Consider the following 22,495-nt stretch of genomic DNA (forward strand, 5'->3'; position numbering starts at 1 on the left):
CAGGCCGCCCCGGAGGCGTCCCGCTCCCACGATTCTCCCAGACCCGCGGCCCCCGCCGGGCCGCCCTGTGGACAACCGCTCCCCGTCCCCACCCTGTGGACAACCTGCTCGCCGACTCCGGCCGCCGTGGGAGACTGGTGTCGCCCAGAACCAGGAGCCGGGCGCCGCAGTCCGGCTCCGGGCACCCACGATCCCGACACACGGAACGGCACCTTTCATGGCCTCGGTCGCTTCCCTTTCCGCTTCGCTCCAGCAGCGTGTCTCGGCCGCCCTCGCGGCGGCCGTGCCGTCGGCCGCGGGTGCCGACCCGCTGCTGCGACGTAGCGACCGGGCCGACTTCCAGGCCAACGGGGTGCTGGGCCTGGCCAAGCGGCAGAAGACCAACCCGCAGGCGCTCGCCGCCCAGGTCGCCGACGCGCTGCCCGGGCTCCCCGCGGGGGAGTCCGGCGACGACCCGATCGCCGCCGTCGAGGTGTCCGGCCCGGGCTTCCTCAACATCACGGTCGCCGACTCCGCGATCATCCGGAACGCCGCGGCCCGCGCCGCCGACGACCGGCTCGGCGTGCCGCTCAAGGCGCACCCCGGGATCACGGTCGTGGACTACGCGCAGCCGAACGTGGCGAAGGAGATGCACGTCGGCCACCTGCGCTCGTCCGTGATCGGCGACGCGATCGTGAAGATCCTGGAGTTCGGGGGCGAGCAGGTCGTCCGCAGGCACCACATCGGTGACTGGGGCACCCAGTTCGGCATGCTCGTGCAGTATCTGATCGAGCACCCGCACGAGCTCGACCACACCGCCGACGAGGCGGACGCGGGCGAGGCCTCGATGTCCCGGCTGGACCGGCTCTACAAGGCGTCGGGCGCGCTGTTCAAGTCCGACGAGGCCTTCAAGGAGCGGGCCAGGCGCCGGGTGGTGGATCTCCAGGCGGGCGATCCGGAGACGGTCGCGCTGTGGCAGCGCTTCGTCGACGAGTCGAAGATCTACTTCGACTCGGTCTACAGCAAGCTCGACATCCAGATCCGCGACGAGGACATCGTCGGCGAGTCCGGCTACAACCACATGCTCGCCGAGACGTGCGAGCTGCTGGAGGAGTCCGGGGTCGCGGTCGAGTCCAACGGCGCGCTGTGCGTCTTCTTCGACGACATCAAGGGCAAGGACGGCGAGCCGGTCCCGCTGATCGTCCGCAAGACGGACGGCGGCTTCGGCTACGCGGCCACCGACCTGTCCGCGATCCGCAACCGGACGGGCGAGCTGCACGCCAACACGCTCCTCTACGTCGTGGACGTCCGGCAGTCCCTGCACTTCAAGATGGTCTTCGAGACCGCCCGCCGGGCCGGCTGGCTGCCGGACGGGGTCACCGCCCGGCATCTGCCGTTCGGCACCCTGCTCGGCAAGGACGGCAAGCCGTTCAAGACCCGGGCCGGGGAGAGCGTCAAGCTGGAGGCGCTGCTCGACGAGGCGGTCCAGCGGGCCACCGCGGTCGTGCGGGAGAAGGGCGAGAAGATCGGCCTGACCGAGGAGGAGATCCTCACCAACGGCGCGCAGGTCGGCGTCGGCGCGGTCAAGTACGCCGACCTGTCGACGTCGCTCGGCCGGGACTACGTCTTCGACCTGGACCGGATGGTCTCGCTCAACGGCGACACGAGCGTCTACGTCCAGTACGCCTACGCGCGGACGCAGTCGATCTTCCGCAAGGCCGCCCCGGACCAGCGGCCCGCCGCCCACCCGGAGCTGCCGCTGGAGCAGGCCGAGCGCGCGCTGGGCCTGCACCTGGACGCCTTCGGCGACACGCTCGCCGAGGTCGCCGAGGTGTACGAGCCGCACCGGCTCGCGGCGTATCTGTACCAGCTCGCGTCGCTGTTCACGACCTTCTACGAGCAGTGCCCGGTACTCACCGCCGACGGCGGCCCCGCCCAGGTGGAGAACCGTCTGCTGCTGTGCGAGCTGACCGCCCGCACCCTGCGCCAGGGCCTGGCCCTGCTGGGCATCCGGACCCCCGACCGCCTCTGACCAACCGCCGCGACCGGCTCCTCCGGGCCGGCCCGACCGCACCCGCCCGCCGTACGGCCACCGCCGCCCGGCGGGCGGACGCGCGCCGCGTGTGGTGCGATGGGAGGGTCAGGCGGCACCAGGGCGGACGGACGGGTACGTGTCAGGCGACGGCGGCTATCCCGGCATCGACTACCGGGCGGTGTACAGGGCCCTCCCGGCGGGCATCGCGCTGCTCGACACCGAGCTGCGCTACATCGACGTCAACGACGCCTACACGCGGCTGTCCGCGCACGGCCCGGAGGATCTGGTCGGCCGCTACATCTTCGACGTCTTCCCCGACAGCCCGGAGCGCGCCGACGAGGCGAACGGCCCGGCGAACCTCAGCTCCTCGCTGCGTCACGTCCTCGCCACCCACGAGCGCGACGCGCTCCCCCTCCAGCGCTACGACGTCGAGCGCCCGGACCGCCCCGGGGTCTTCGAGGAGCGCTACTGGAGCACGATCAACACCCCCGTCCTCGACGGCGACGGCGAGGTGGTCCTCATCGTGCACCGGGTGGAGGAGGTCACGGCCTTCATGAAGGCCCGCAGCGGCGGCCCGGCCAGCCACAGCAAGCTGGAGGCCGAGCTGTACATGCGGGCCCGGGAGCTCCAGGAGCTCAACATGCGGCTGCGGCGCGCGCACGCCCACGAACGCGAGACGGCGCTCACCCTCCAGGCGGCCCTGCTGCCGGCCACCCGCCCGATCAGCCACCGTGCGGCGGTGCGCTACCAGCCCGCGGTCAGCGCGCTCAACGTGTGCGGTGACTGGTACGACATGGTGGACCTGCCCGGCAACCGCACCACCGTCGCGGTCGGGGACGTCGTCGGCCACGGGCTGCGCGCCGCCACCGTCATGGGGCAGCTCAGAAGCGCGCTGAGCGCCGCCGCCCGGGTCACCGACGGGCCCGCGGCCGCGCTGGACGCGCTCGGCCTCTACGCCGAATCCGTCGAGGGCGCCCAGTCCACGACCGTGGTCAAGGCGCACGTCGACTGGACCGCCCGCACCATCACGTACAGCACGGCGGGCCATCCGCCGGCCGCCCTGGTGCACCCGGACGGGACGGTGGAGTTCCTCGACCAGGCCACCGACCCGCCGATCGGCGCCAGCCCCGAGCCCGAGCCCGACCCGCGCCCGCAGGCCACCGTCGGCTTCGAGCCGGACGCGACGCTCGTCCTCTACACCGACGGGCTCATCGAGCGGCGCGGGGAGGACATCGACGTGGGCCTGGGCCGCCTCGCGACGTCCCTGGCCCGGCACCGCGAGGCCGATCCCGAGCAGATGGCCGACGCCCTCCTGGACGAGCTGCTCCCGCCGGACGGCGCCACCGACGACACCGCCCTGGTCGTCCTGCGGCTGTGACCCGCCGGGCGGCGGGGCGGCGGCCCGCGACGCCCGTTCCGGACCCGGTTGTCGGACCCGCCCCCTACAGTCGGTGCATGGCGATGCTTCCCAATCCGCTCCCGGCCCTCGCGGCCGATCCGACCGGCTCCTCCCTCGGCCTGGCCCTGCCGCCGGGCCGGCTCGTGCACGACACGGACGGGGGCGCGGACGGCGAACCGCTGCTGTGGATCGCCGAGCAGGCGGCCGGGCCGCAGTCCTGGGAGGACGCGCTGCCCGCGCGCTCGGTGGGGCTGCTCCCGGTCCTCGTCGACCTCGGCGGCTCCCCGCTCGAGGGCTGGGAGCTGACCCGCGCCGCGACGACCTACCCCGGCGACCACGACGCCGAGGAGGTGCTCGCCGGCTACTGGACGGGGGAGGCGTGGCGCGGTGCGGACAGCGCCGACGGTGCGGACAGCGCTGACGGCGAGGACGCGGAAGGGCACGGCTCCCCGGCGGACGACGACTGGCCCGGCCTCGCCCCCGCCCCTGCCCCGCAGGCCGATCCGGACGAGCAGGCGGCTGGGGCCGTGGGCCGGATCGTCGTGTCCGGGGACGTGCGCGTCGCCCTGGTCCACGCCCGCCGCAGCGCCGACATACCCGCGGCGATCGGATGGGGCGGCCCACTCAACCACGAGGGCGACGTGGCGCGGCTGTGCGCGGTGCTCCGCTCGTGGGAGGAGCGCTTCGGCATACGCGTCGTGGCCCTCGGCTTCGACACCCTCACCGTCTCGGTGGCCGCCCCGCCGCGTACCCCCGAGGAGGCCGCGGCGGTGGCCGCCGAGCACTACGCCTTCTGCCCGGACAACGTCGACCAGGGCTGCGGCTCGCTGGAGGAGTACGCGGCCAAGGAGGTCCTGGACCGGACGCTGTGGACGTTCTGGTGGGACTGACCGCGCCGCGGCAGCGCCGTCAGAGGTTCTGCGCGACCTCGGTCGCCCAGTAGGTGAGGATCATGTTCGCGCCCGCGCGGTGGATCGAGGTCAGCGTCTCGGTGATCGCCCGTTCCCGTTCGATCCAGCCGTTCGCCGCCGCGGCCTCGACCATCGCGTACTCGCCGGAGACCTGGTACGCGGCCACCGGCACGTCCACGGACTCCGCGACCCTGGTCAGCACGTCCAGGTACGGCAGCGCGGGCTTGACCATGACCATGTCGGCGCCCTCGGCGAGGTCGAGCGCCAGCTCGCGCATCGACTCGCGGAGGTTCGCCGGGTCCTGCTGGTAGGTCTTGCGGTCGCCCTTGAGCGAGGAGTTCACGGCCTCGCGGAAGGGCCCGAAGAAGACGGAGGCGTATTTCGCGGTGTACGCGAGGATCGCCACGTCCTGCTTGCCAATCTCGTCCAGCGCCTCGCGGATCACTCCGACCTGGCCGTCCATCATCCCGGACGGCCCGACGACGTGCACGCCCGCGTCCGCCTGGACCTGCGCCATCTCGGCGTAGCGCTCCAGCGTCGCGTCGTTGTCGACCCGGCCCTCGGCGTCGAGGACGCCGCAGTGGCCGTGGTCGGTGAACTCGTCCAGGCACAGGTCCGACATGACGACCATGGAGTCGCCGACCTCCGCGACGACGTCGCGGATCGCCTGCTGCAGGATCCCGTCCGGGTCCGTGCCCTGGCTGCCCACCGCGTCCTTCACCTCGGGCAGACCGAAGAGCATGATGCCGCCGACACCGGCGGCGGCGGCCTCCGCGGCCGCCTTGCGCAGGCTGTCGCGGGTGTGCTGGACGACGCCGGGCATCGCGGAGATGGCCTGCGGCGCGCTGATGCCTTCCCGTACGAAGGCGGGCAGGATCAACTGCGCCGGGTCGAGCCGGGTCTCCGCCACCATGCGGCGCATCGCCGCGGACGTCCGCAACCGCCGGGGCCGCGCCCCGGGAAACTCCCCATACCTCACCATGCATTCCACGGTACGCCCGCGCGCAGTGTGCTCTTCCCGACGCGTAGTCGGGGCCCGCGAGGGACGGGGGACGCCCCCGCCGGGCCCCGCGCCTGCCGCGCGGGACCCCTCGGGGCACGTCGGCACCACCGGACGGGCCGGGGGCGCGGGGCGACCGCCCCTGCGGGGCGGACCGCAGGTCAGACGCGGCGGCGGCGGGCGCCGGGGCGGCGTTCGCTCGGCCTCGTGACGGGGTCGCCGGCGAGGACCGCCGCTTCGCGGCGCGAGGTGCCGAAGTCCGCGAGGGCCTGCGCGAGGGCGTGCACCGACGGCTCCGGGGCCATCACGTCGACCCGGAGCCCGTGCTCCTCCGCGGTCTTGGCCGTCGCCGGCCCGATGCAGGCGATGACGGTCACGTTGTGCGGCTTCCCGGCGATGCCGACGAGGTTCCGCACCGTCGAGGACGACGTGAAGAGGACCGCGTCAAAGCCGCCGCCCTTGATCGCCTCGCGGGTGTCCGCCGGCGGCGGCGAGGCGCGCACGGTGCGGTAGGCGGTGACGTCGTCGACCTCCCAGCCGAGGTCGACGAGGCCCGCGACGAGCGTCTCGGTCGCGATGTCGGCGCGCGGCAGGAAGACGCGGTCGATCGGGTCGAAGACCGGGTCGTACGGCGGCCAGTCCTCCAGCAGGCCCGCGGCGGACTGCTCGCCGCTGGGCACGAGGTCGGGCTTGACGCCGAACTCGACGAGCGCCTGCGCGGTCTGCTCGCCGACCGCGGCGACCTTTATCCCGGCGAAGGCGCGCGCGTCGAGCCCGTACTCCTCGAACTTCTCGCGCACCGCCTTGACGGCGTTGACGGACGTGAAGGCGATCCACTCGTAACGGCCGGTGACCAGGCCCTTGACGGCGCGCTCCATCTGCTGCGGGGTGCGCGGCGGCTCCACGGCGATGGTGGGCACCTCGTGCGGCACGGCGCCGTACGAGCGCAGCTGGTCGGAGAGCGAGGCGGCCTGCTCCTTGGTGCGCGGTACGAGCACCCGCCAGCCGAAGAGCGGCTTGGTCTCGAACCACGACAGGTGCTCGCGCCGCCCGGCGCGCTCACCGACCACGGCTATGGCCGCGACGGAGTCCTCGGGCGTGGGCAGCGCCTTGGTGGCCTTGAGCTCGGCCGCGATGGTCGCGAGCGTCGCGGTCCAGGTGCGCTGCCGGGTGGTGGTGCCGGCCACCGTCACGGTCAGGGGCGTGTCGGGCTTGCGGCCGGCCCCGATCAGCTCGGCGGCGGTGGCGGCGACGGTCTGCAGGGTGGTGGAGACCACCAGCGTCGCGTCGCTGCCGCCGGCCTCGGACCAGCAGCGCGCCGAGGCGGTCGGGGCGTCCACGAAGCGCACCCCGCCGTCGAGCGGCACTCCGGCGTACGCGGGCACGCCGACCTCGGTGGCGACGCCGGGGACGACCTCGAAGGGAATGCCCGCCTGGGCGCACGCGAGCATCTCGGCGGCGGCGCAGGCGTCCAGGCCCGGGTCGCCGGCGACCGCGCGGACGACCCGCTTGCCGGTCCGCGCGGACGCCATGACAAGCTGGGCAGCGGCATCGGCGAGGGCGGAGGTGTCCAACACCGCGCTGCCCGCGGCCGGTTCGGCGGTGTCGGCGGACGGCTCGGCGGTACCGACGTCCGCGCGGGCGTGGGTGCGGACGACGTCGAGCACGGAACGGTCGCCGACCAGCAGGTCGGCGAGGGCGAGCGCTTCGACGGCACGCAGGGTCAGCAGCCCGGGGTCACCGGGCCCGGCACCGAGGAAGGTGACGTGACCGAGGGCGGTGCGCCCGGCGGGGCCGGGGCTTGCGGCGTTGCCGGCCGGCAGCGCCGCACCGGCGGCGCCGGTCACGGGGTTGGTCGTAGCGACGGCGGCGGGGTTCAAGATGTGCGCTCCCCCATAAGACCCGCCGCGCCCTTCGCGAGCATCTCGGCGGCGAGTTCGCGGCCCAGGGCCCGCGCCTCGTCGCCGGACGCCGGAACGCGGCCGGTGATGGACATCTGCACCAGTTCGGTGCCGTCGGTGGTGCCGACGACGCCGCGCAGGCGCAGCTCGGTGGTCTGCCCGTCGGCCACAAGGTCGGCCAGCGCTCCCACGGGGGCGCTGCAGCCGGCCTCGAGGGCGGCGAGCAGGGATCGTTCGGCGGTCACGGCGGCCCGGGTCCCCGGGTCGTCGAGTTCGGCGAGCCGCGCGGCCAGCTCCGGGTCCGAAGCGGCGCACTCGACCGCCAGCGCACCCTGTCCGGGGGCGGGCAGTACGACGTCGGCCGAGATCAGCTCGGTCGCATCGGCGATCCTGCCGATACGGTTCAGCCCGGCGGCGGCCAGCACGACGGCGTCGAGCTTGCCGGAAGTAACGTACCCGATCCTGGTGTCAACGTTGCCACGGATCGGGACCGTCTCGATGTCCTGGCGGTGTGACCGCGCCCACGCGTTGAGCTGCGCCATGCGGCGCGGCGAGCCGGTGCCGATGCGCGCGCCGGGCGGCAGAGTGGCGAAGGTCATCCCGGAGCGGGCGACCAGCGCGTCCCGCGGGTCCTCGCGTTCGGGCACGGCCGCCAGCACCAGGCCCTCGGGGGGAGTGGTCGGCAGGTCCTTGAGGCTGTGCACGGCGAAGTCGATCTCGCCGGACAGCAGCGCGTCGCGCAGCGCCGACACGAAGACGCCGGTGCCGCCGATCTGGGCGAGGCTCTCGCGGGAGACGTCGCCGTAGGTGGTGATCTCGACGAGCTCCACCTCGCGCCCGGTCAGGGCGCGCACCCGGTCGGCGATCATGCCGGACTGGGCCATGGCGAGTTTGCTGCGCCGGGTACCGAGCCGCAGGGCGCGCCCGGGGACGGCCGCCGGGTCGGCGGGGGGATTCGCGGGGGTGTTCGCGGGGTTAGTCATCGCCGCTCTCGATTCGGTTGGGCACCCGGGCCATCGCGGGCCTGGGGGTCTCGGCCCGGCTGACGGCGGCGACCGCCTGCGGGTCGAGGTCGAAGAGTTCCCGCAGCGCGTCGGCGTACCCGGCACCGCCGGGCTCGCCCGCGAGCTGCTTGACCCGCACGGTCGGCGCGTGCAGGAGCTTGTCCACGACGCGGCGGACGGTCTGCCCGATCTCCGCGCGTTGCTTGTCGTCCAGGTCGGGCAGCCTACCGTCGAGCCGCGCGAGTTCGGCCGCGACGACGTCGGCGGCCATCGCGCGCAGCGCGACGACGGTGGGGGTGATGCGGGCGGCGCGCTGGGCGGCGCCGAAGGCGGCGACCTCCTCGGCGACGATGGCCTGCACGGCCTCCACGTCGGCGGCCATCGGCGCGTCCGCGGACGCCGCGGCGAGCGTCTCGATGTCGACGAGGTGGACGTGGTCCAGGTCGTGCGCGGCAGGGTCGACGTCCCGCGGCATCGCCAGGTCGAGTACGGCCAGCGGGCCGGCCGCCGCCAGGTCGTCGGCGGTCAGCACCAGGCCGGTGGAGCCGGTGCACGACACCACGACGTCGGCGTCGGCGAGCGCGGCCGTGAGCTTGGCCATGCCCACCGCGTGGGCCTGGGTGCCCTGCTCGGTGAGCAGGGCCGCGAGCCGTACGGCCCGCTCGGGGGTGCGGTTGGCGATCGTCACGCGGGCCACGCCGGAGCGCGCCAGGGTGGCCGCGGCCAGCGACGACATCGAGCCGGCGCCGACGACCAGGGCGCGCTTGCCGGACAGCGGGCCGGTCGCGGGCGCGAGCTGCGCCAGGCCGAAGGTGACCAGGGACTGCCCCGCCCGGTCGATACCGGTCTCGGAGTGCGCGCGCTTGCCGACCCGCAGGGCCTGCTGGAAGAGGTCGTTGAGCAGCCGCCCGGCGCTGTGCAGCTCCTGCCCGACGGCGAGCGCGTCCTTGATCTGGCCGAGGATCTGGCCCTCGCCGACGACCATCGAGTCCAGGCCGCAGGCCACCGACAGCAGGTGGTGGACGGCGCGGTCCTCGTAGTGGACGTACAGGTGCGGCGTCAGCTCGTCGAGGCCGACCCCGCTGTGCCGTGCCAGCAGCGTGGACAGCTCGGCGACACCGGCGTGGAACTTGTCGACGTCGGCGTACAGCTCGATGCGGTTGCACGTGGACAGCGCCACGGCCTCGCTCGCGGGCTCGGCGGCCAGCGTGTCGTGGAGCAGCTTGGCGCGCGCGTCCGCGCTCAGCGCGGCGCGCTCCAGCACGCTCACGGGCGCGCTGCGGTGCGACAGTCCGACGACGAGAAGACTCATGCCGGCATCACGGCGGGTACGTCCCCGTCCGGCTCCTGGCGGCCGTTCTCGCCCTCGCCGGCCTTGCGCTGCTCGTGGAAGGCGAGGATCTGCAGCTCTATGGACAGGTCCACCTTGCGCACGTCCACGCCGTCCGGCACGGACAGCACGGTCGGGGCGAAGTTCAGGATGGAGGTCACGCCCGCGCCGACCAGCCGGTCGGTGACCTCCTGCGCGGCGCCCGCGGGCGTGGCGATGACGCCGATGGACACCTGGTTGTCGGCGACGATGCTCTCCAGCTCGTCGATGTGCCGCACCGGCAGGCCCGCGACCAGCCGCCCGGCGAGTCCCGCGTCGGCGTCCAGCAGCGCAGCGACGCGGAAGCCGCGGGAGGCGAAGCCGCCGTAGTTGGCGAGCGCGGCGCCGAGGTTGCCGATACCGACGATGACGACCGGCCAGTCCTGGGTGAGTCCCAGTTCCCGGCTGATCTGGTAGACGAGGTACTCGACGTCGTAGCCGACGCCCCTGGTCCCGTACGAGCCGAGGTAGGAGAAGTCCTTGCGCAGCTTGGCCGAGTTCACCCCGGCGGCAGCGGCGAGTTCTTCCGAGGACACGGTGGGCACCGAGCGCTCGGACAGAGCGGTCAGCGCCCGCAGGTACAGCGGAAGCCTGGCGACGGTGGCCTCGGGGATCCCTCGGCTGCGGGTCGCCGGTCGGTGCGATCGGCCAGTTGCCACGGTGCTCCTGCGGGTAGAGCTGGGCTGAGGGCGGCCGCGGTCGTTGGAGCCGCCCCGTGCATGCCAGGCTATGTCTTTGTGAACGCGTGCACAAAGATGGTGTCCGATTTGCCCGGCGGAAGTGATGGGCATCACGCACTCCCATGTCGGACATTGGGCACGTACTGCCCTGCCGAAACGTTGCTGCGCCGCTTCCACAACGCGTCCGCGGTATGCGGCAGGCCACCGGCCTCGGGCCAGCGCACTTCCGCTGCCTGCGACAACCGCTCCGCCAGCGCGACCGCGGCCGGACCGCCGCCGACCGCACCCCTCTCCGCCACGAAGTGGCCGAAAAGCGCCGCGGCCGTCCGGGCGTCCCCCAGCGCGGTGTGCGCGACCTCACCCCCGAGCCCCAGCGCACGGGCGCACGCCCGCAGCGACAGCCCGTAGGTGTCGCCCTCGGCACGCTCGGCCCGCTCGGCGGCCATCCGCATCGTGCACAGCTCCGGTACCGCGGGCAGCCGTACGCCGATCCGCGCGTACTCCGCGGCCAGGAACGCCCGGTCGCAGCCGACGTTGTGCCCGACGAGCACGCGCCCGCGCAGCAGCGCGAGCAGCCGCCCGGCGATCCCGGCGAAGCGCGGCGCGCCGCTCAGGTGGGAGGGCTCGATGCCGTGGATGTGGGTCGGGCCCACGGGCCCCAGCGGATCGACGAGCGTGCTGAACTCGCCCTCCGGGGCGAGACCGGGCCCGAGCAGGACGACGCCGACCTCGACGACACGGTGCCGCCGCGAGGACGAGCCCGTCGCCTCGACGTCCACCACGGCGAATCCGCCACCGCTCGCCGCGAGCACTTCCACCGGGGGCACTCGGCACGCTCCTCACACATCGCCCCCGGCCGTACAAAACGCCCTCGATCCTACCTGACCTCCCCGTATGCGCAGGAGGACGAGCCAGGGCCCGGGCTCCGCAGGGTCAGGAGGTGAGGGCGCGGTGGAGGCGGGCGCGGTCCACGCGCCAGAAGGTGTGCTGCTCCCCGTCCACGAGGACGACGGGGATCTGCTCCCAGTAGCGCGCGTACAGCGCCTCGTCCTGCGTGATGTCCTGCTCCACGACCGCCGCCCCGGTCGCGGCGGCGACCTCCGCCACCACGGCGCGGGCGTCGTCGCACAGATGGCACCCCGGCTTGCCGATCAGCGTCACCGTCCGCGCGGGAGCCGCACCCTCGTTCGTCATGCCGTTCATTGTGGCCCCTGGCCGACACGGCCGGTTCACGCACCGGCATCGCACGCGAACCGGCCATGTCGCACGGGGTCGTTATGCTCGGCGGCATGGCCGCTCTCAAATGGCTCACCCCCCGCAGGCAGTCCGCGACGCAGCGGAGTGTGGAGGCCGGCGAGGCCGCCGCGCAGGCGGCGCTCGCGACGACGCCCGAGGCCGGCGGCGCGCCGGCGGAGGAGGCCTCCTTCCCCGTCGCGGGCAATCCGCGGGCCGCCGCGTTCTTCGACCTCGACAACACCGTGATGCAGGGCGCCGCGCTCTTCCACTTCGGCCGCGGCCTGTACAAGCGGCACTTCTTCGACACGCAGGACCTGCTGCGCTTCGCCTGGCAGCAGGCCTACTTCCGGATGGCCGGCTCGGAGGACCCCGAGCACATGCAGGACGCGCGGGACAGCGCGCTGTCGATCGTGAAGGGGCACCGCGTCGAGGAGCTGACGGCGATCGGCGAGGAGATCTACGACGAGTACATGGCCGGGAAGATCTGGCCGGGTACGCGCGCGCTCGCGCAGGCGCACCTGGACGCGGGCCAGCGGGTCTGGCTGGTGACGGCCGCGCCGGTGGAGACGGCGACGATCATCGCGCGCCGGCTGGGCCTGACCGGCGCGCTCGGCACGGTCGCGGAGTCGGTGGACGGCGTGTACACCGGGCGGCTGGTCGGCGAGCCGCTGCACGGGCCCGCGAAGGCCGAGGCGGTACGGGCGCTGGCGACGAGCGAGGACCTGGACCTGTCGGCCTGCGCCGCGTACAGCGACTCCCACAACGACATCCCGATACTCTCGCTCGTCGGCCACCCGTACGCGGTCAACCCCGACGCCCGGCTGCGCAGGCACGCCCGCGCCGAGGGCTGGCGGGTGCGCGACTACCGCACCGGGCGCAAGGCGGCCCGGATCGGCATCCCGGCCGCCGCCGGGCTCGGCGCGCTCGCGGGCGGTACGGCCGCGGCCGTCGCGATCAGCCGCCGGCACAAGTAGCCCTCCGCCGCCCGGCCGGGCATCGTACGGCCCGGCGCCGCGGCCGGGCGCGCGTCCCCGCGCACGGCGCGCACACGGTCACATCACGGCCTCTGCGCGAGCCGTTCACGAACCGAAGTGGTCAACAACAGTCCCCTGTTCGATAATTGGTCGATCGTCAATTCGCACAGGAAATGGCGCAAACGACGATTTGCGCAACTCGGTGTAGCGTCTCCTGTACGAAGCGTTATTCTCCTCAGACGCAATCCGGTACCCGCACGTCGCCACGACGGGTGAACGGTCCCGTACTGCACGTGATGGAAGTTCTGCCTCTGGGAGTCCCGTGTACCCACACGACGGGGTTGACACCTCCGGCCTGGCTGCGCTGCGCGCCCTGGTGCTCCGGCACCTGGTGTACGCCGTCCCCGCGCACGCCGTGCCCGCCCTCGCCACGTCAGGTCCCACCGTCCCCGGGCCCGCGTACGCGCTGGCCGAAGTCAGCACAGCCGCAGGCAGACGCACCCGCAACAGCTCGGGCTCCGCCGGTACCCACGCCGCAGCCCCCGGCGCACAGCCACGCCGCCCCGCCGCCGACACCGACTCCGGCCGCATGATGGACCTCGTCGAACGGGCCCAGGACGGCGAGACCGAGGCCTTCGGGCGGCTCTACGACCACTACAGCGACACGGTCTACCGCTACATCTACTACCGGGTCGGCTCCAAGGCGACGGCCGAGGACCTCACCAGCGAGACCTTTCTGCGCGCCCTGCGCCGTATCGGCACCTTCACCTGGCAGGGGCGCGACTTCGGCGCGTGGCTGGTCACGATCGCGCGCAATCTGGTCGCCGACCACTTCAAATCGAGCCGTTTCCGGCTCGAAGTGACCACGGGCGAAATGCTCGACGCGAACGAGGTCGAACGAAGTCCCGAGGATTCGGTCCTGGAGTCGCTGTCCAACGAGGCGCTGCTGACGGCCGTGCGCAAACTCAACCCGCAGCAGCAGGAGTGCGTGACGCTGCGCTTCCTGCAGGGCCTCTCGGTCGCCGAGACGGCCCGGGTCATGGGGAAGAACGAGGGCGCGATCAAGACGCTGCAATACCGCGCCGTCCGTACGCTGGCCAGACTCCTCCCGGATGACGCGAGGTGAGCCGCAGGTGGCGGCGCGGGCTCGTCGCACCTGCGTAACCCAAGTGGCGCGGCGCTCGTTGCTTCCCATGCGGACACCCGAGCACCGCCCCGCACCCCTCGCTTTTCACCCGTTCGGGTGCAAGGCCGAGGGGCCGCGCAACCCCCGGGCGGTGCGGGGAGTCGAGTGTGGATGACGAGAGGAGGTGCCGCGCGTGATCGGACAGGCAACGGCACACCGCCGGGCGAACGCCTTCGCCCAGGCGCTTGAGGACCGCGAGGCCCTTGGCGAGCGCGAAGGCGCCGAGGCCCGCCAGGAAGGCGCGGACGCCGGCCGCCGGCCCGGTACGTCCGGCGCCCACGGCAGCCACGCGGCGGACCGGCACGCCGACCCCGAACAGGGCGCGCTGCTGGCCCTCGCGACGGCGCTGACCGGGCAGCCGCGGCCCACGCTCGATCCCGAGCGCAAGACGGTGCAGCGCGCGCAGCTCATCGCCGCCATGGAGCAGGCCCTCGCCGACGGCAGCTTCCCGGTCACCGCCCGCGTGCCCGAGCAGCGCGGCGACGGGAAGGGCGGCAGGAGCGGGCTGCGCCGGCTCACCCCGAGCGGCAAGCTCTCCCGGCGGCTCGCGGTCGGCGGGCTCACCGTCAGCGTCGCCGCGGGCGCCTTCGGCGGGGTCGCCGCGGCGAGCACCAACGCGCTCCCCGGCGACACGCTCTACCCGCTCAAGCGCGGGATGGAAGACCTCAAGCTCGACATGGCCAGCGGCGACGCCTCGCGCGGCAAGATCTACCTCGACATGGCGTCCACCCGCCTCCAGGAGGCCCGCCGCCTCATGGAGCGCGGCCGCGGCGGCCAGCTCGACGAGGAGTCGGTGGCCGAGGTGCGCAAGGCCCTGTCGGGCATGCACCAGGAGGCCACCGAGGGCCACAAGCTGCTCAGCGAGGCCTACCAGCAGGACGGCGACCTCCAGCCGATCGAGACGCTCAACAACTTCGCGCAGGCCCACCGGCAGGGCTGGACGGAACTGCGCGGCAAGCTGCCCAGCCAGCTCACCGACGTCTCCCAGCAGGTCTCCTCGGTCTTCGACGCCATAGACCAGGAGGTCGCGCCGCTCCAGGGGCTGCTGCCCCAGCCGAAGAAGAAGGGGTCCCGGGACTCCGGATCCGACGGTACGGGCGGCGCTCCGACCGGCAGCTCGTCCGCCGCGCCCCCGGCTTCGGCCGGCGCGACGCCCGGCGCGGACGGTACGGGCGGAGCGACGCCGTCGCCGTCCGCGACGAGCCCGGCCGAGGGCCTGATCGGCGGTACGAACCCGCTGGCGCCGCTGCCGGGGCTCACCGCCCCGCCCACCCCGACGTCCCCGCCGTCCACGGACCACTCCGTGACCCTGCCCCCGCTCCTCCCGGGCCTCCTCCCCGGCCTGGGCCTGGGCGCGGCCCCGGACGACGAGTAGCGCCCCGCGGGGCGCGGGGGACCGCCGGGTGACCGCCCGCGCGGTCACCCGCGCCTCCGGTCCGCCGCCCCGCGCGGAGCGTCCGGCCTCAGCTCGCCTCAGCCGGCCTCAGAAGAAGACGGAGCGGCGCTGCACCAGCAGCTCGTACAGGGTGTGCTGAATCGTTTCGCGTACCTGGTCCGTCAGGTTGAACACGAGCATCGGGTCCTCCGCCGCCTCCGGCGGATAGCCGTCCGTGGGGATCGGCTCGCCGAACTGGATCACCCACTTCGTGGGGAGCGGGACGACGCCCGCGGGGCCGAGCCACGGGAAGGTCGGGGTGAGCGGGAAGTACGGCAGGCCGAGCAGCCGGGCGACGGTCTTGGCGTTCCCGAGCATCGGGTAGGTCTCCTCCGCGCCCACCACCGAGCACGGCACGATCGGCACGCCCGTCTTGAGAGCCGTCGCGACGAAGCCGCCGCGCCCGAACCGCTGGAGCTTGTAGCGGTCGGCGAAGGGCTTGCCGATGCCCTTGAAGCCCTCCGGCATGACGCCGACGACCTCGCCGCGCTCCAGCAGGATCTCCGCGTCCTCCGCGCACGCCAGGGTGTGGCCGGCCTTGCGGGCGAGCTCGTTGACCAGCGGGAGCACGAAGACCAGGTCCGCGGCGAGCAGCCGCAGGTGCCGCTTGGCCGGGTGGTGGTCGTGCACGGCGACCTGGGTCATGAGGGCGTCCAGCGGCAGCGTGCCGGAGTGGTTGGAGACGACGAGCGCGCCGCCCTCGGCCGGGATGTTCTCGATGCCGCGCACCTCGACGCGGAAGTACGACTCGTACAGCGGCCGCAGCACCGACATCAGCACCTGGTCGGTCAGCTCGGCGTCGTAGCCGAACTCGTCGACCTCGTAGTCGCCCGTCACCCGGCGGCGCAGGAAGGCCAGGCCCGAGGCGACCCTGCGGTCCCAGTCGCCGCCCAGCAGCCGCTCCGCCACCGCCCCGAGGAGCCCGCCGCCGCCGGCCGGGGCCGCTCCCGGCCCGGCGTCCGCGCCCGTACGCCCGCCCGCGGCCTGCGCGGGGATCCCGGGCGCCGCGGCGCCGCCGTCGGCACCGTCCGCCGGGTGAGCCGTCCCCCGGCGGGACGCGGCGGCGCGGCGGCCGCGCGCGCCCTCGTCGAACGGGATCACCTTCGCGTCGCCCACGGCCCCTGCTCCTTCCGCCGTACCTGAAGTCCCCTCCGCCGCACCCGCGGTCACCGCGCACCGCCCGCCGCGCCCCGCACCGCCGCCGCGAGCCGGTCGACGCCCGCGGCCAGCATCCGCGGGGGCAGCAGCCCGGGCCCGTGGGCGCGGGCGAAGTCGTGGAAGGCCCCGGCGGTGGTGTAGGCCGGGGTGAAGCCGAGCGTCTCGCGCATCTCGCGCGTGTCGACGACCCGCCCGTGCGTGAGCAGCCGGATCTGCTCGGGCGAGAAGTCGGTGATCGCCGCGGTGCGCAGCAGCTGCCCGACCCACCTCACCGCGGGCAGCAGCACCGGCACGGTGGGCTTGCCGAGCCGCCGGGCGGTCTGGGACAGCAGCAGCACCCCGTCGCCGGCGATGTTGAACGTGCCGCTGTTGAGGGTGCCGCGGCGGGCCTCGCGGGAGGCCAGCACCAGCACGTCCACGACGTCGTCCTCGTGCACGAACTGCAGCCGCGGGTCGTAGCCGAGGACGGTCGGCAGCACCGGCAGCCTGAAGAACTCCGCGAGCGGGGTGTCGGCGGTCGGCCCGAGGATGTTCGCGAAGCGCAGCACCGCCACCGCGACGTCCGGGCGGCGCCGCGCGAAGCCGCGCACGTACCCCTCGGCCTCGACGGCGTCCTTCGCGAAGCCGCCGCTGGGCAGCGACTTGACGGGGGTCGTCTCGCGGAAGACCGCCGGATCGCGCGGAGCGGAGCCGTAGACGCTCGTGGTGGACTTCACGACCAGCCGCCGTACGGTGGGCGCCTTCTGGCACGCGCCGAGCAGCTGCATCGTGCCGATGACGTTGGTCTCCTTGACCTGGGTGCGGCCGCCGGCGCCCAGCGGGGTGCCGGTGAGGTCCAGGTGCACCACGGTGTCGACGCCGTGCTGGGCCAGCACCTTGGCGATCACCGGCTGCCGGATGTCGGCCCGGACGAACTCGGCGTCGCCCAGGTCGTGCTCGGGCGGCACCGCGTCGACGGCGACGACCCGCGACACCGCCGGATCGCGCTGGATGCGGCGGACGAACCGCCCGCCCAGCTGCCGCGCCGCGCCCGTGACCAGCACCACGCCGCCGCCCACTCTGCCCTCGCTCACGCTCAGCGCCTCCTCAGGGGAACACCCGCACCGTATCCCCTGCGCCCGGCCACCACCCGCCCCGACACAGACCCGTCACCGCCCCGACCCGCGCCCGTCGCCGCCCCGCCCGGCCCCGGACAGCGCACTGCCCTCCCCCGCCGCCCGCAGGCGGTGGGAGAGGGCAGGAAGCGGGACGGCGGCCACAGGGCCGGAAGGTCGCCCGCGCTCGTCCCCGCCGGAGCGGGGACGGCTGCTACTTCTTGTTGCGGCGCTGGACACGCGTCCGCTTGAGCAGCTTGCGGTGCTTCTTCTTGGCCATACGCTTACGCCGCTTCTTGATGACTGAGCCCACGACTACCCTCGCTTCGTTTTCACTCGGTGCGGGGCGTCCGAGCCCACACGACCTTCGTCGGCCAAGCCTACCCGCCCGGAGCGGAGGGGCATAAACGAGGCCCGCACTAAGCCGTCATCTGCCCGCCAGGGCGTCCTCAGGCAGATTCCACCCCCACGTACGACTCCCGGAGGTACTCGTGGACGGCCTGCTCCGGCACCCGGAACGAGCGGCCCACGCGAATCGCCGGCAGATGACCGCTGTGCACCAGGCGGTACACCGTCATCTTCGAGACCCGCATCACCGCCGCAACTTCGGCGACGGTGAGAAAGACGACCTCGTTCAGAGGGCGCGTTTCAGTAGTTGCCATGTCACACCTGAACCTTCCGCACACGCCGGGCACCGGCTTCCCCTCCGGCGACTCAAAGCGGCATGTGCGCTCGCCACCAGATTAGGGGCGCATGAGGTATGTGGGGAAGAGGAGTTGCCTATGGATGACTACTGGGACAGCCAGGCCCGATTGAGCACGTAGCGCGTCAATGGCCGGTAGTAATCGGACCTTACGGCGTCGTCCACCGGCACCGCCACCGACACGCTGCCCTCCGCCTCGGCCACGAAAACGGCGGGATCGTCGCAATCCGCCAGGCCGATGGCTTCGACCCCCAACTGACCTGCGCCGCACACGAATCCGTGATCCCCGACCACCAGTCCCGGCAGTGTCCCGCCGTCCTCGGCGGCCGCCGCGAGCGCCGCTCTGACCGGCAGCGGCGAGTGGGTGTGCGCCCCCGGCTCGCCCGGAGCGCCGTCACCCTCCGTGGCGGCGGGGCGGACGACCGCCACTCCGCCGACGTAGCGCAGGAGGTGGCGGCGTACGCCGAACTGCGTCCGCATGTCCACTCCCGGACCATACGCCGGGGTGAGAACGTCACATCCCGCCGCTGAGAGCGCCGCCGCCAAGGATGCGTAGAAACCGAGGAGGCGATGTGGATGTCCTGTGCCCAGGAGGACCGGGATACGGTCACGGGCCGCCCGCGCGAGCCGCTCGGCGAACGCGTCCAGCGCCGCGACCGTGCAGTCCGGGTCGATCGCCTCCTGCCCCGAGGTGTGCGCGGGATCGGGCGACACCCCGCACCGGTCCGCCATCAGCCGCAGCAGCTCAGGGACGTCCCACGCCCCCTGCGGGTCCAGGCCCAGCGTCAGCCGCGGATCGCGCGCCGCGAACAGCCGGTAGCTCGCCAGGCTCTTCTCGCGCGGCGTCCCGACCCTGCCGGCCAGGCCCGTCGCCTCCAGATGCGCGCGCAGCGCGCCTGCACTCACCACGCCATGATCGTCCCGGCCCGCCCGCGCAACGGCACCCGGAAACGGCCGAATTCACCCGCCGGAAACCCGTCCGGGCCCCCGCCGGCCCGCGTACGCCTCCCGGCGTACGCCCCGCGCGCTACGGCAGCAGCCCGTGCAGCGGGAAGGCCGCACGGCGGGTCGCCAGGACGGCCTGGTCCAGACGGTCCGCCGGGTCGTAGCCGGCCTCCGCGAAGCCCGTCCAGCGCGGCTCGCGCCCGTCCGTCATCCGCAGCGGCGCGGGCTGCCGGGTGCGCGCGTACACCGACTGCCGCCACTCCTCCGGCACGGGCGTGCCCGGCGCGAGAGGCTCCCCGGCCGCGATCGCCACCAGGTGCGTCCAGGTGCGCGGCACCACGTCGGCGACCGCGTACCCGCCGCCGCCCAGCGCCACCCAGCGCCCGCCCGCGTGCTCGTGCGCCAGCGCGTGGCAGGCCTCGGCCACCGCCCGCTGCGCGTCCACCGTCACCGCCAGGTGCGCCAGCGGGTCCTCGACGTGCGTGTCCGCGCCGTGCTGGCTGACGAGCACCTGCGGCCGGAACGCGGCCAGCAGCTCCGGCACCACCGCGTGGAAGGCCCGCAGCCAGCCCGCGTCGCCCGTGCCCGCGGGAAGCGCCACGTTGACCGCACCGCCCTCCGCGTCCGGGCCGCCGGTCTCCTCCGCGAAGCCGCTGGTGTGCGGGAAGAGCGTGCGCGGGTGCTCGTGCAGCGACACCGTCATGACCCGCGGATCGTCCCAGAAGGCCGCCTGCACGCCGTCCCCGTGGTGCACGTCGACGTCGACGTAGGCGACCCGCTCCGCGCCCAGCTCCAGCAGCCGCGCCACCGCGAGGGCCGCGTCGTTGTAGACGCAGAAGCCGGAGGCCGCGCCCGGCATCGCGTGGTGCAGCCCGCCGGTGAAGTTCACCGCGTGCGCCGCCTCGCCGCGCCACACCGCCTCCGCCGCCGCGACCGACTGGCCCGCGATCAGCGCCGAGGCCTCGTGCATACGCGGGAAGACCGGATTGTCGACGGTGCCGAGCCCGTAGGCCGCGAAGGCCTCGTAGGACGTACGGACCGCGTCCGGGTCCTCGCCCGCGCGCCGCACCGCGCCCACGTAGTCCCCGTCGTGGACGAGCGCGAGCGTCGACTCCCCCGCGGGCGGCGCCGCCACCACCGTCAGCGCCCGGTCCAGCCCGACCGCCCGCACCAGCTCCCGGGTGAGCGTCAGCCGCACCGGGTCCATCGGGTGCCCGGGCCCGAAGTCGTAGCCGGTGACCCGCTCATCCCACATCAACAGTGCTCGGCCGCTCATGGCCGACACCGTACCCGCCGCCCGCCGCACCGAAGGACGTGGCGTAACGCAGTGTCGCCGCCACCAGCACCATCGGCACGAGCATGGCCCCGCGGTAGCTCCACGCGTCGCCCAGCGCGCCCACCAGCGGCGAGCCGACGAGGAAACCGACGTAGTTGAAGACGTTCAGCCGTGCGATGGCCGCGTCAGAGGCGTGCGGGAACATCCGCCCGGCCGCAGCGAAGGTCTGCGGCACGATCACGCACAGCCCGAATCCCAGCAGCGTGAAGCCCAGCATGCCGACCCACGCCCCCGGGGCCACCGCCACCACCGCGAAGCCCGCGACGGCCACCACCGTCCCGAGCCGTACGACCGGCACGGCCCCGTACCGCCGCACCCCGAAGTCGCCGACCGAGCGGCCGAGGAGGGTCGTGACCATGTAGACGGCGTAGGGGACGGTGGAGAGCTGGTCGGAGCTGTGCAGCGTGTCCTGGAGGTATTTCGCGCTCCAGTTGGAGACGGTCGAGTCGCCGATGTACGCGAAGGCCATGACGAGGCAGAGCGGCAGCAGCACGCGCATCGCCACCTGCGTGCCGTTCCCCTCCGGCCCCTCCCCCGCGGGCCCCGGAACGCCCGGCCCGTCGTCCGCGTCGCGGTACCAGCGGCTGGCGGTGAGCGTCAGCGGGATCATCACCGCCGTGAAGGGCCCGTAGACGGCCACCAGCGCGATGTGCCAGTGCGCCCCCGACCAGGCCAGCACCGAGCCGACGATGCCGCCGAGACTGTAGGCGGCGTGGAAACCCAGCATGATGCTGCGCCCGTACGCCCGCTGGAGGCTGACGCCGAGCATGTTCATCGACGCGTCCAGCCCGCCCACGCACACCCCGAAGAGCGCGAGCGTCACGGCGGCCGCCCACATCCGGTCCCCGGCCCCCAGCCCGACGAGCACCAGCGCGACGACCGGCTGCACCCAGCGCAGCACCACGCTCGGCCGCACCCGCCGCACCAGCTGCTCGGTCACGACGCTGCCCGCGCCCGCGAGGATCGGCACGGCCGCCAGGAAGACCGGCAGCAGCCCGTCACCGATGCCGTAGCGGTCCTGGATCGCCGGGATCCGGGTCACCAGCAGCGCGAAGAGCGCCCCCTGCGCGAAGAAGCTCACCGCGAGGGCGGCGCGGCCCAGCCGCAGCGACCGGGCGGGCCGCGTGACGTCGGTTACGTCGCTCATGAGCGAGCACGCTAGACGCGACGGCTACGGATGAGTAGGTGTCCGGCGTCACGATCCGGCGTCACCTCTGACCAGCGGCGGGAACACGCCGCCCGGTGGCCGCCCTCAGCCGAGGAGCAGGGCGGGCAGCTCGGCCATCCCGCCGAAGAGCGCGGTGGCGTCCGCGAGCTTCGCCGCCGGCGTCATCGCGGTGTAGCCGAAGACGTCCATCCCGGCCGCCCGCGCCGCCGCCACCCCGAGCGCGCTGTCCTCGACCACCACGCACCGCTCGGGCGCCACACCCATCGTGCGGGCGGCGTGCAGGAAGAGATCCGGAGCCGGCTTGCCCCGCCCGACGTCCTGCGCCGAGAAGAGCCGCCGCTCGTCGAAGTTCCCGTAGAGCCCTGTCGTCCGCAGCGCGACCCTGATCCGCTCGTGCGTCGCCGAGGACGCCAGGCAGTACGGCACCCCGTCCGCCGCCAGCTTCTCCAGGACGGTCCCGGCCCCGTCGACCGCCCGCAGCTCGCGCTCGAACGCAGCGAAGACCCGCCCGTGGTAGGTGGCGTCGAACCCCTCCGGCAGAGTCCCGCCGTGCCGCTCCCGTACGACGTCGTGCACACGGTGGATGGCCGCGCCCATGAAGTCCCGGATCGAGTCCTCGGTCGTGGTCGGATACCCCGCCTCGGTCAGGCACTGCGCGAGGATGCGGTTGGAGATCGGCTCGCTGTCGACCAGCACGCCGTCGTTGTCGAAGATGACCAGCTCATACTGCACGCGCTCACTCTAGGCCGTCCCGCCGGCGGGCCACCGGCGGCGGTGGGCGGACGCATCACCGGACGAACGTGGCCGGGCAATCGCGGGGAAGGCCGTGGGGGCGTCCGAACGCAGAAAAGCGTCAGCCCCCGTGCTCGGCACGGGGGCTGACGCTTCTTCAATATTTGTTCGGCGGTGTCCTACTCTCCCACAGGGTCCCCCCTGCAGTACCATCGGCGCTGAAAGGCTTAGCTTCCGGGTTCGGAATGTA

The 22,495-nt window shown here is 73.7% G+C and carries 21 protein-coding genes and 1 rRNA gene; 6 read left to right on the forward strand and 16 right to left on the reverse strand.

The features are described from left to right. Positions 1 to 217: 217 nt before the first annotated feature. The 3 genes from argS to ACH4SE_RS35315 all read left to right on the forward strand — a co-directional run bounded on the left by argS (position 218) and on the right by ACH4SE_RS35315 (position 4,303). Positions 218 to 2,011, forward strand: coding sequence for an arginine--tRNA ligase (argS, locus tag ACH4SE_RS35305; protein WP_398547664.1), 1,794 nt, complete (start codon positions 218 to 220; stop codon positions 2,009 to 2,011). A gap of 139 nt (positions 2,012 to 2,150) precedes the next feature. After that, a complete protein-coding gene (locus tag ACH4SE_RS35310; protein ID WP_398547665.1) occupies positions 2,151 to 3,392 on the forward strand; it encodes a PP2C family protein-serine/threonine phosphatase in 1,242 nt (413 codons plus the stop codon). 77 nt (positions 3,393 to 3,469) lie between these two features. After that, positions 3,470 to 4,303 carry a DUF4253 domain-containing protein gene (locus ACH4SE_RS35315; RefSeq protein WP_398547666.1) on the forward strand — a complete coding sequence of 278 codons (834 nt, stop codon included), beginning with the start codon at positions 3,470 to 3,472 and terminating at the stop codon, positions 4,301 to 4,303. A 19-nt stretch (positions 4,304 to 4,322) separates the two neighbouring features. Here the strand turns inward: ACH4SE_RS35315 and hemB are convergent, their stop codons facing one another. The 7 genes from hemB to ACH4SE_RS35350 form a co-directional block, all read right to left on the reverse strand. Next, positions 4,323 to 5,306, reverse strand: coding sequence for a porphobilinogen synthase (gene hemB / locus ACH4SE_RS35320; protein WP_398547667.1), 984 nt, complete (start codon positions 5,304 to 5,306; stop codon positions 4,323 to 4,325). A 179-nt stretch (positions 5,307 to 5,485) separates the two neighbouring features. After that, positions 5,486 to 7,147, reverse strand: a complete 1,662-nt coding sequence (locus tag ACH4SE_RS35325; RefSeq protein WP_398547682.1) for a uroporphyrinogen-III synthase — start codon at positions 7,145 to 7,147, stop codon at positions 5,486 to 5,488. 53 nt (positions 7,148 to 7,200) lie between these two features. Continuing rightward, the gene (hemC, locus tag ACH4SE_RS35330; RefSeq protein WP_398547668.1) at positions 7,201 to 8,208 is read right to left on the reverse strand and encodes a hydroxymethylbilane synthase; all 1,008 of its coding nucleotides are present in this window, start codon (positions 8,206 to 8,208) and stop codon (positions 7,201 to 7,203) included. Continuing rightward, positions 8,201 to 9,541 (reverse strand): glutamyl-tRNA reductase, encoded by a 1,341-nt coding sequence (locus ACH4SE_RS35335; RefSeq protein ID WP_398547669.1) that lies wholly within the window; start codon positions 9,539 to 9,541, stop codon positions 8,201 to 8,203. The genes hemC and ACH4SE_RS35335 overlap by 8 nt, the downstream gene beginning before the upstream one ends. Next, positions 9,538 to 10,257: a redox-sensing transcriptional repressor Rex gene (locus ACH4SE_RS35340; RefSeq protein WP_398547670.1), complete on the reverse strand. Its 720-nt coding sequence runs from the start codon at positions 10,255 to 10,257 to the stop codon at positions 9,538 to 9,540. Before ACH4SE_RS35340 ends, ACH4SE_RS35335 begins: the two co-directional genes overlap by 4 nt. Positions 10,258 to 10,388: 131 nt before the next feature. Beyond that, positions 10,389 to 11,105 carry an exonuclease domain-containing protein gene (locus ACH4SE_RS35345; RefSeq protein ID WP_398547671.1) on the reverse strand — a complete coding sequence of 239 codons (717 nt, stop codon included), beginning with the start codon at positions 11,103 to 11,105 and terminating at the stop codon, positions 10,389 to 10,391. A gap of 106 nt (positions 11,106 to 11,211) precedes the next feature. Beyond that, complete coding sequence (locus ACH4SE_RS35350; RefSeq protein ID WP_398547672.1) at positions 11,212 to 11,481, reverse strand: glutaredoxin family protein; 270 nt, start codon at positions 11,479 to 11,481, stop codon at positions 11,212 to 11,214. An 86-nt stretch (positions 11,482 to 11,567) separates the two neighbouring features. Here ACH4SE_RS35350 and ACH4SE_RS35355 point away from each other — a divergent pair, with 86 nt between their 5' ends. The 3 genes from ACH4SE_RS35355 to ACH4SE_RS35365 all read left to right on the forward strand — a co-directional run bounded on the left by ACH4SE_RS35355 (position 11,568) and on the right by ACH4SE_RS35365 (position 15,049). Beyond that, positions 11,568 to 12,488 carry an HAD family hydrolase gene (locus ACH4SE_RS35355; protein WP_398547673.1) on the forward strand — a complete coding sequence of 307 codons (921 nt, stop codon included), beginning with the start codon at positions 11,568 to 11,570 and terminating at the stop codon, positions 12,486 to 12,488. A 322-nt stretch (positions 12,489 to 12,810) separates the two neighbouring features. Further along, positions 12,811 to 13,614, forward strand: coding sequence for an ECF subfamily RNA polymerase sigma factor, BldN family (locus tag ACH4SE_RS35360; RefSeq protein ID WP_398547674.1), 804 nt, complete (start codon positions 12,811 to 12,813; stop codon positions 13,612 to 13,614). 193 nt (positions 13,615 to 13,807) lie between these two features. Beyond that, complete coding sequence (locus tag ACH4SE_RS35365; protein ID WP_398547675.1) at positions 13,808 to 15,049, forward strand: DUF5667 domain-containing protein; 1,242 nt, start codon at positions 13,808 to 13,810, stop codon at positions 15,047 to 15,049. 108 nt (positions 15,050 to 15,157) lie between these two features. On the opposite strand, the gene ACH4SE_RS35370 is transcribed toward ACH4SE_RS35365, so the two are convergent. The 9 genes from ACH4SE_RS35370 to rrf form a co-directional block, all read right to left on the reverse strand. Further along, positions 15,158 to 16,225, reverse strand: a complete 1,068-nt coding sequence (locus tag ACH4SE_RS35370) for a lysophospholipid acyltransferase family protein (protein ID WP_398547676.1) — start codon at positions 16,223 to 16,225, stop codon at positions 15,158 to 15,160. Between the two features lie 50 nt (positions 16,226 to 16,275). Continuing rightward, a complete protein-coding gene (locus ACH4SE_RS35375) occupies positions 16,276 to 17,340 on the reverse strand; it encodes an NAD-dependent epimerase/dehydratase family protein (protein ID WP_398547677.1) in 1,065 nt (354 codons plus the stop codon). Positions 17,341 to 17,575: 235 nt separating this feature from the next. After that, positions 17,576 to 17,674, reverse strand: coding sequence for a 30S ribosomal protein bS22 (locus tag ACH4SE_RS35380; RefSeq protein ID WP_003948845.1), 99 nt, complete (start codon positions 17,672 to 17,674; stop codon positions 17,576 to 17,578). 136 nt (positions 17,675 to 17,810) lie between these two features. After that, positions 17,811 to 18,023: a helix-turn-helix domain-containing protein gene (locus tag ACH4SE_RS35385; protein WP_031524045.1), complete on the reverse strand. Its 213-nt coding sequence runs from the start codon at positions 18,021 to 18,023 to the stop codon at positions 17,811 to 17,813. A gap of 128 nt (positions 18,024 to 18,151) precedes the next feature. Next, a complete protein-coding gene (locus ACH4SE_RS35390) occupies positions 18,152 to 18,973 on the reverse strand; it encodes a phosphatase (protein ID WP_398547678.1) in 822 nt (273 codons plus the stop codon). Positions 18,974 to 19,091: 118 nt separating this feature from the next. Beyond that, the gene (locus ACH4SE_RS35395; RefSeq protein ID WP_398547679.1) at positions 19,092 to 20,285 is read right to left on the reverse strand and encodes an acetoin utilization protein AcuC; all 1,194 of its coding nucleotides are present in this window, start codon (positions 20,283 to 20,285) and stop codon (positions 19,092 to 19,094) included. Beyond that, on the reverse strand, positions 20,254 to 21,492 hold the full coding sequence (locus ACH4SE_RS35400; protein ID WP_398547680.1) for an MFS transporter: 1,239 nt from the start codon (positions 21,490 to 21,492) through the stop codon (positions 20,254 to 20,256). Before ACH4SE_RS35400 ends, ACH4SE_RS35395 begins: the two co-directional genes overlap by 32 nt. Before the next feature lie 105 nt (positions 21,493 to 21,597). Beyond that, entirely contained in the window at positions 21,598 to 22,245 is a 648-nt protein-coding gene (locus tag ACH4SE_RS35405; RefSeq protein WP_398547681.1) for an HAD family hydrolase, read from the reverse strand. Between the two features lie 166 nt (positions 22,246 to 22,411). Next, a 5S ribosomal RNA gene (rrf, locus tag ACH4SE_RS35410) occupies positions 22,412 to 22,495 on the reverse strand; the annotation flags it as partial.

The sequence above is a fragment of the Streptomyces sp. NPDC020983 genome (assembly GCF_044333485.1).
Taxonomy (GTDB): domain Bacteria; phylum Actinomycetota; class Actinomycetes; order Streptomycetales; family Streptomycetaceae; genus Actinacidiphila.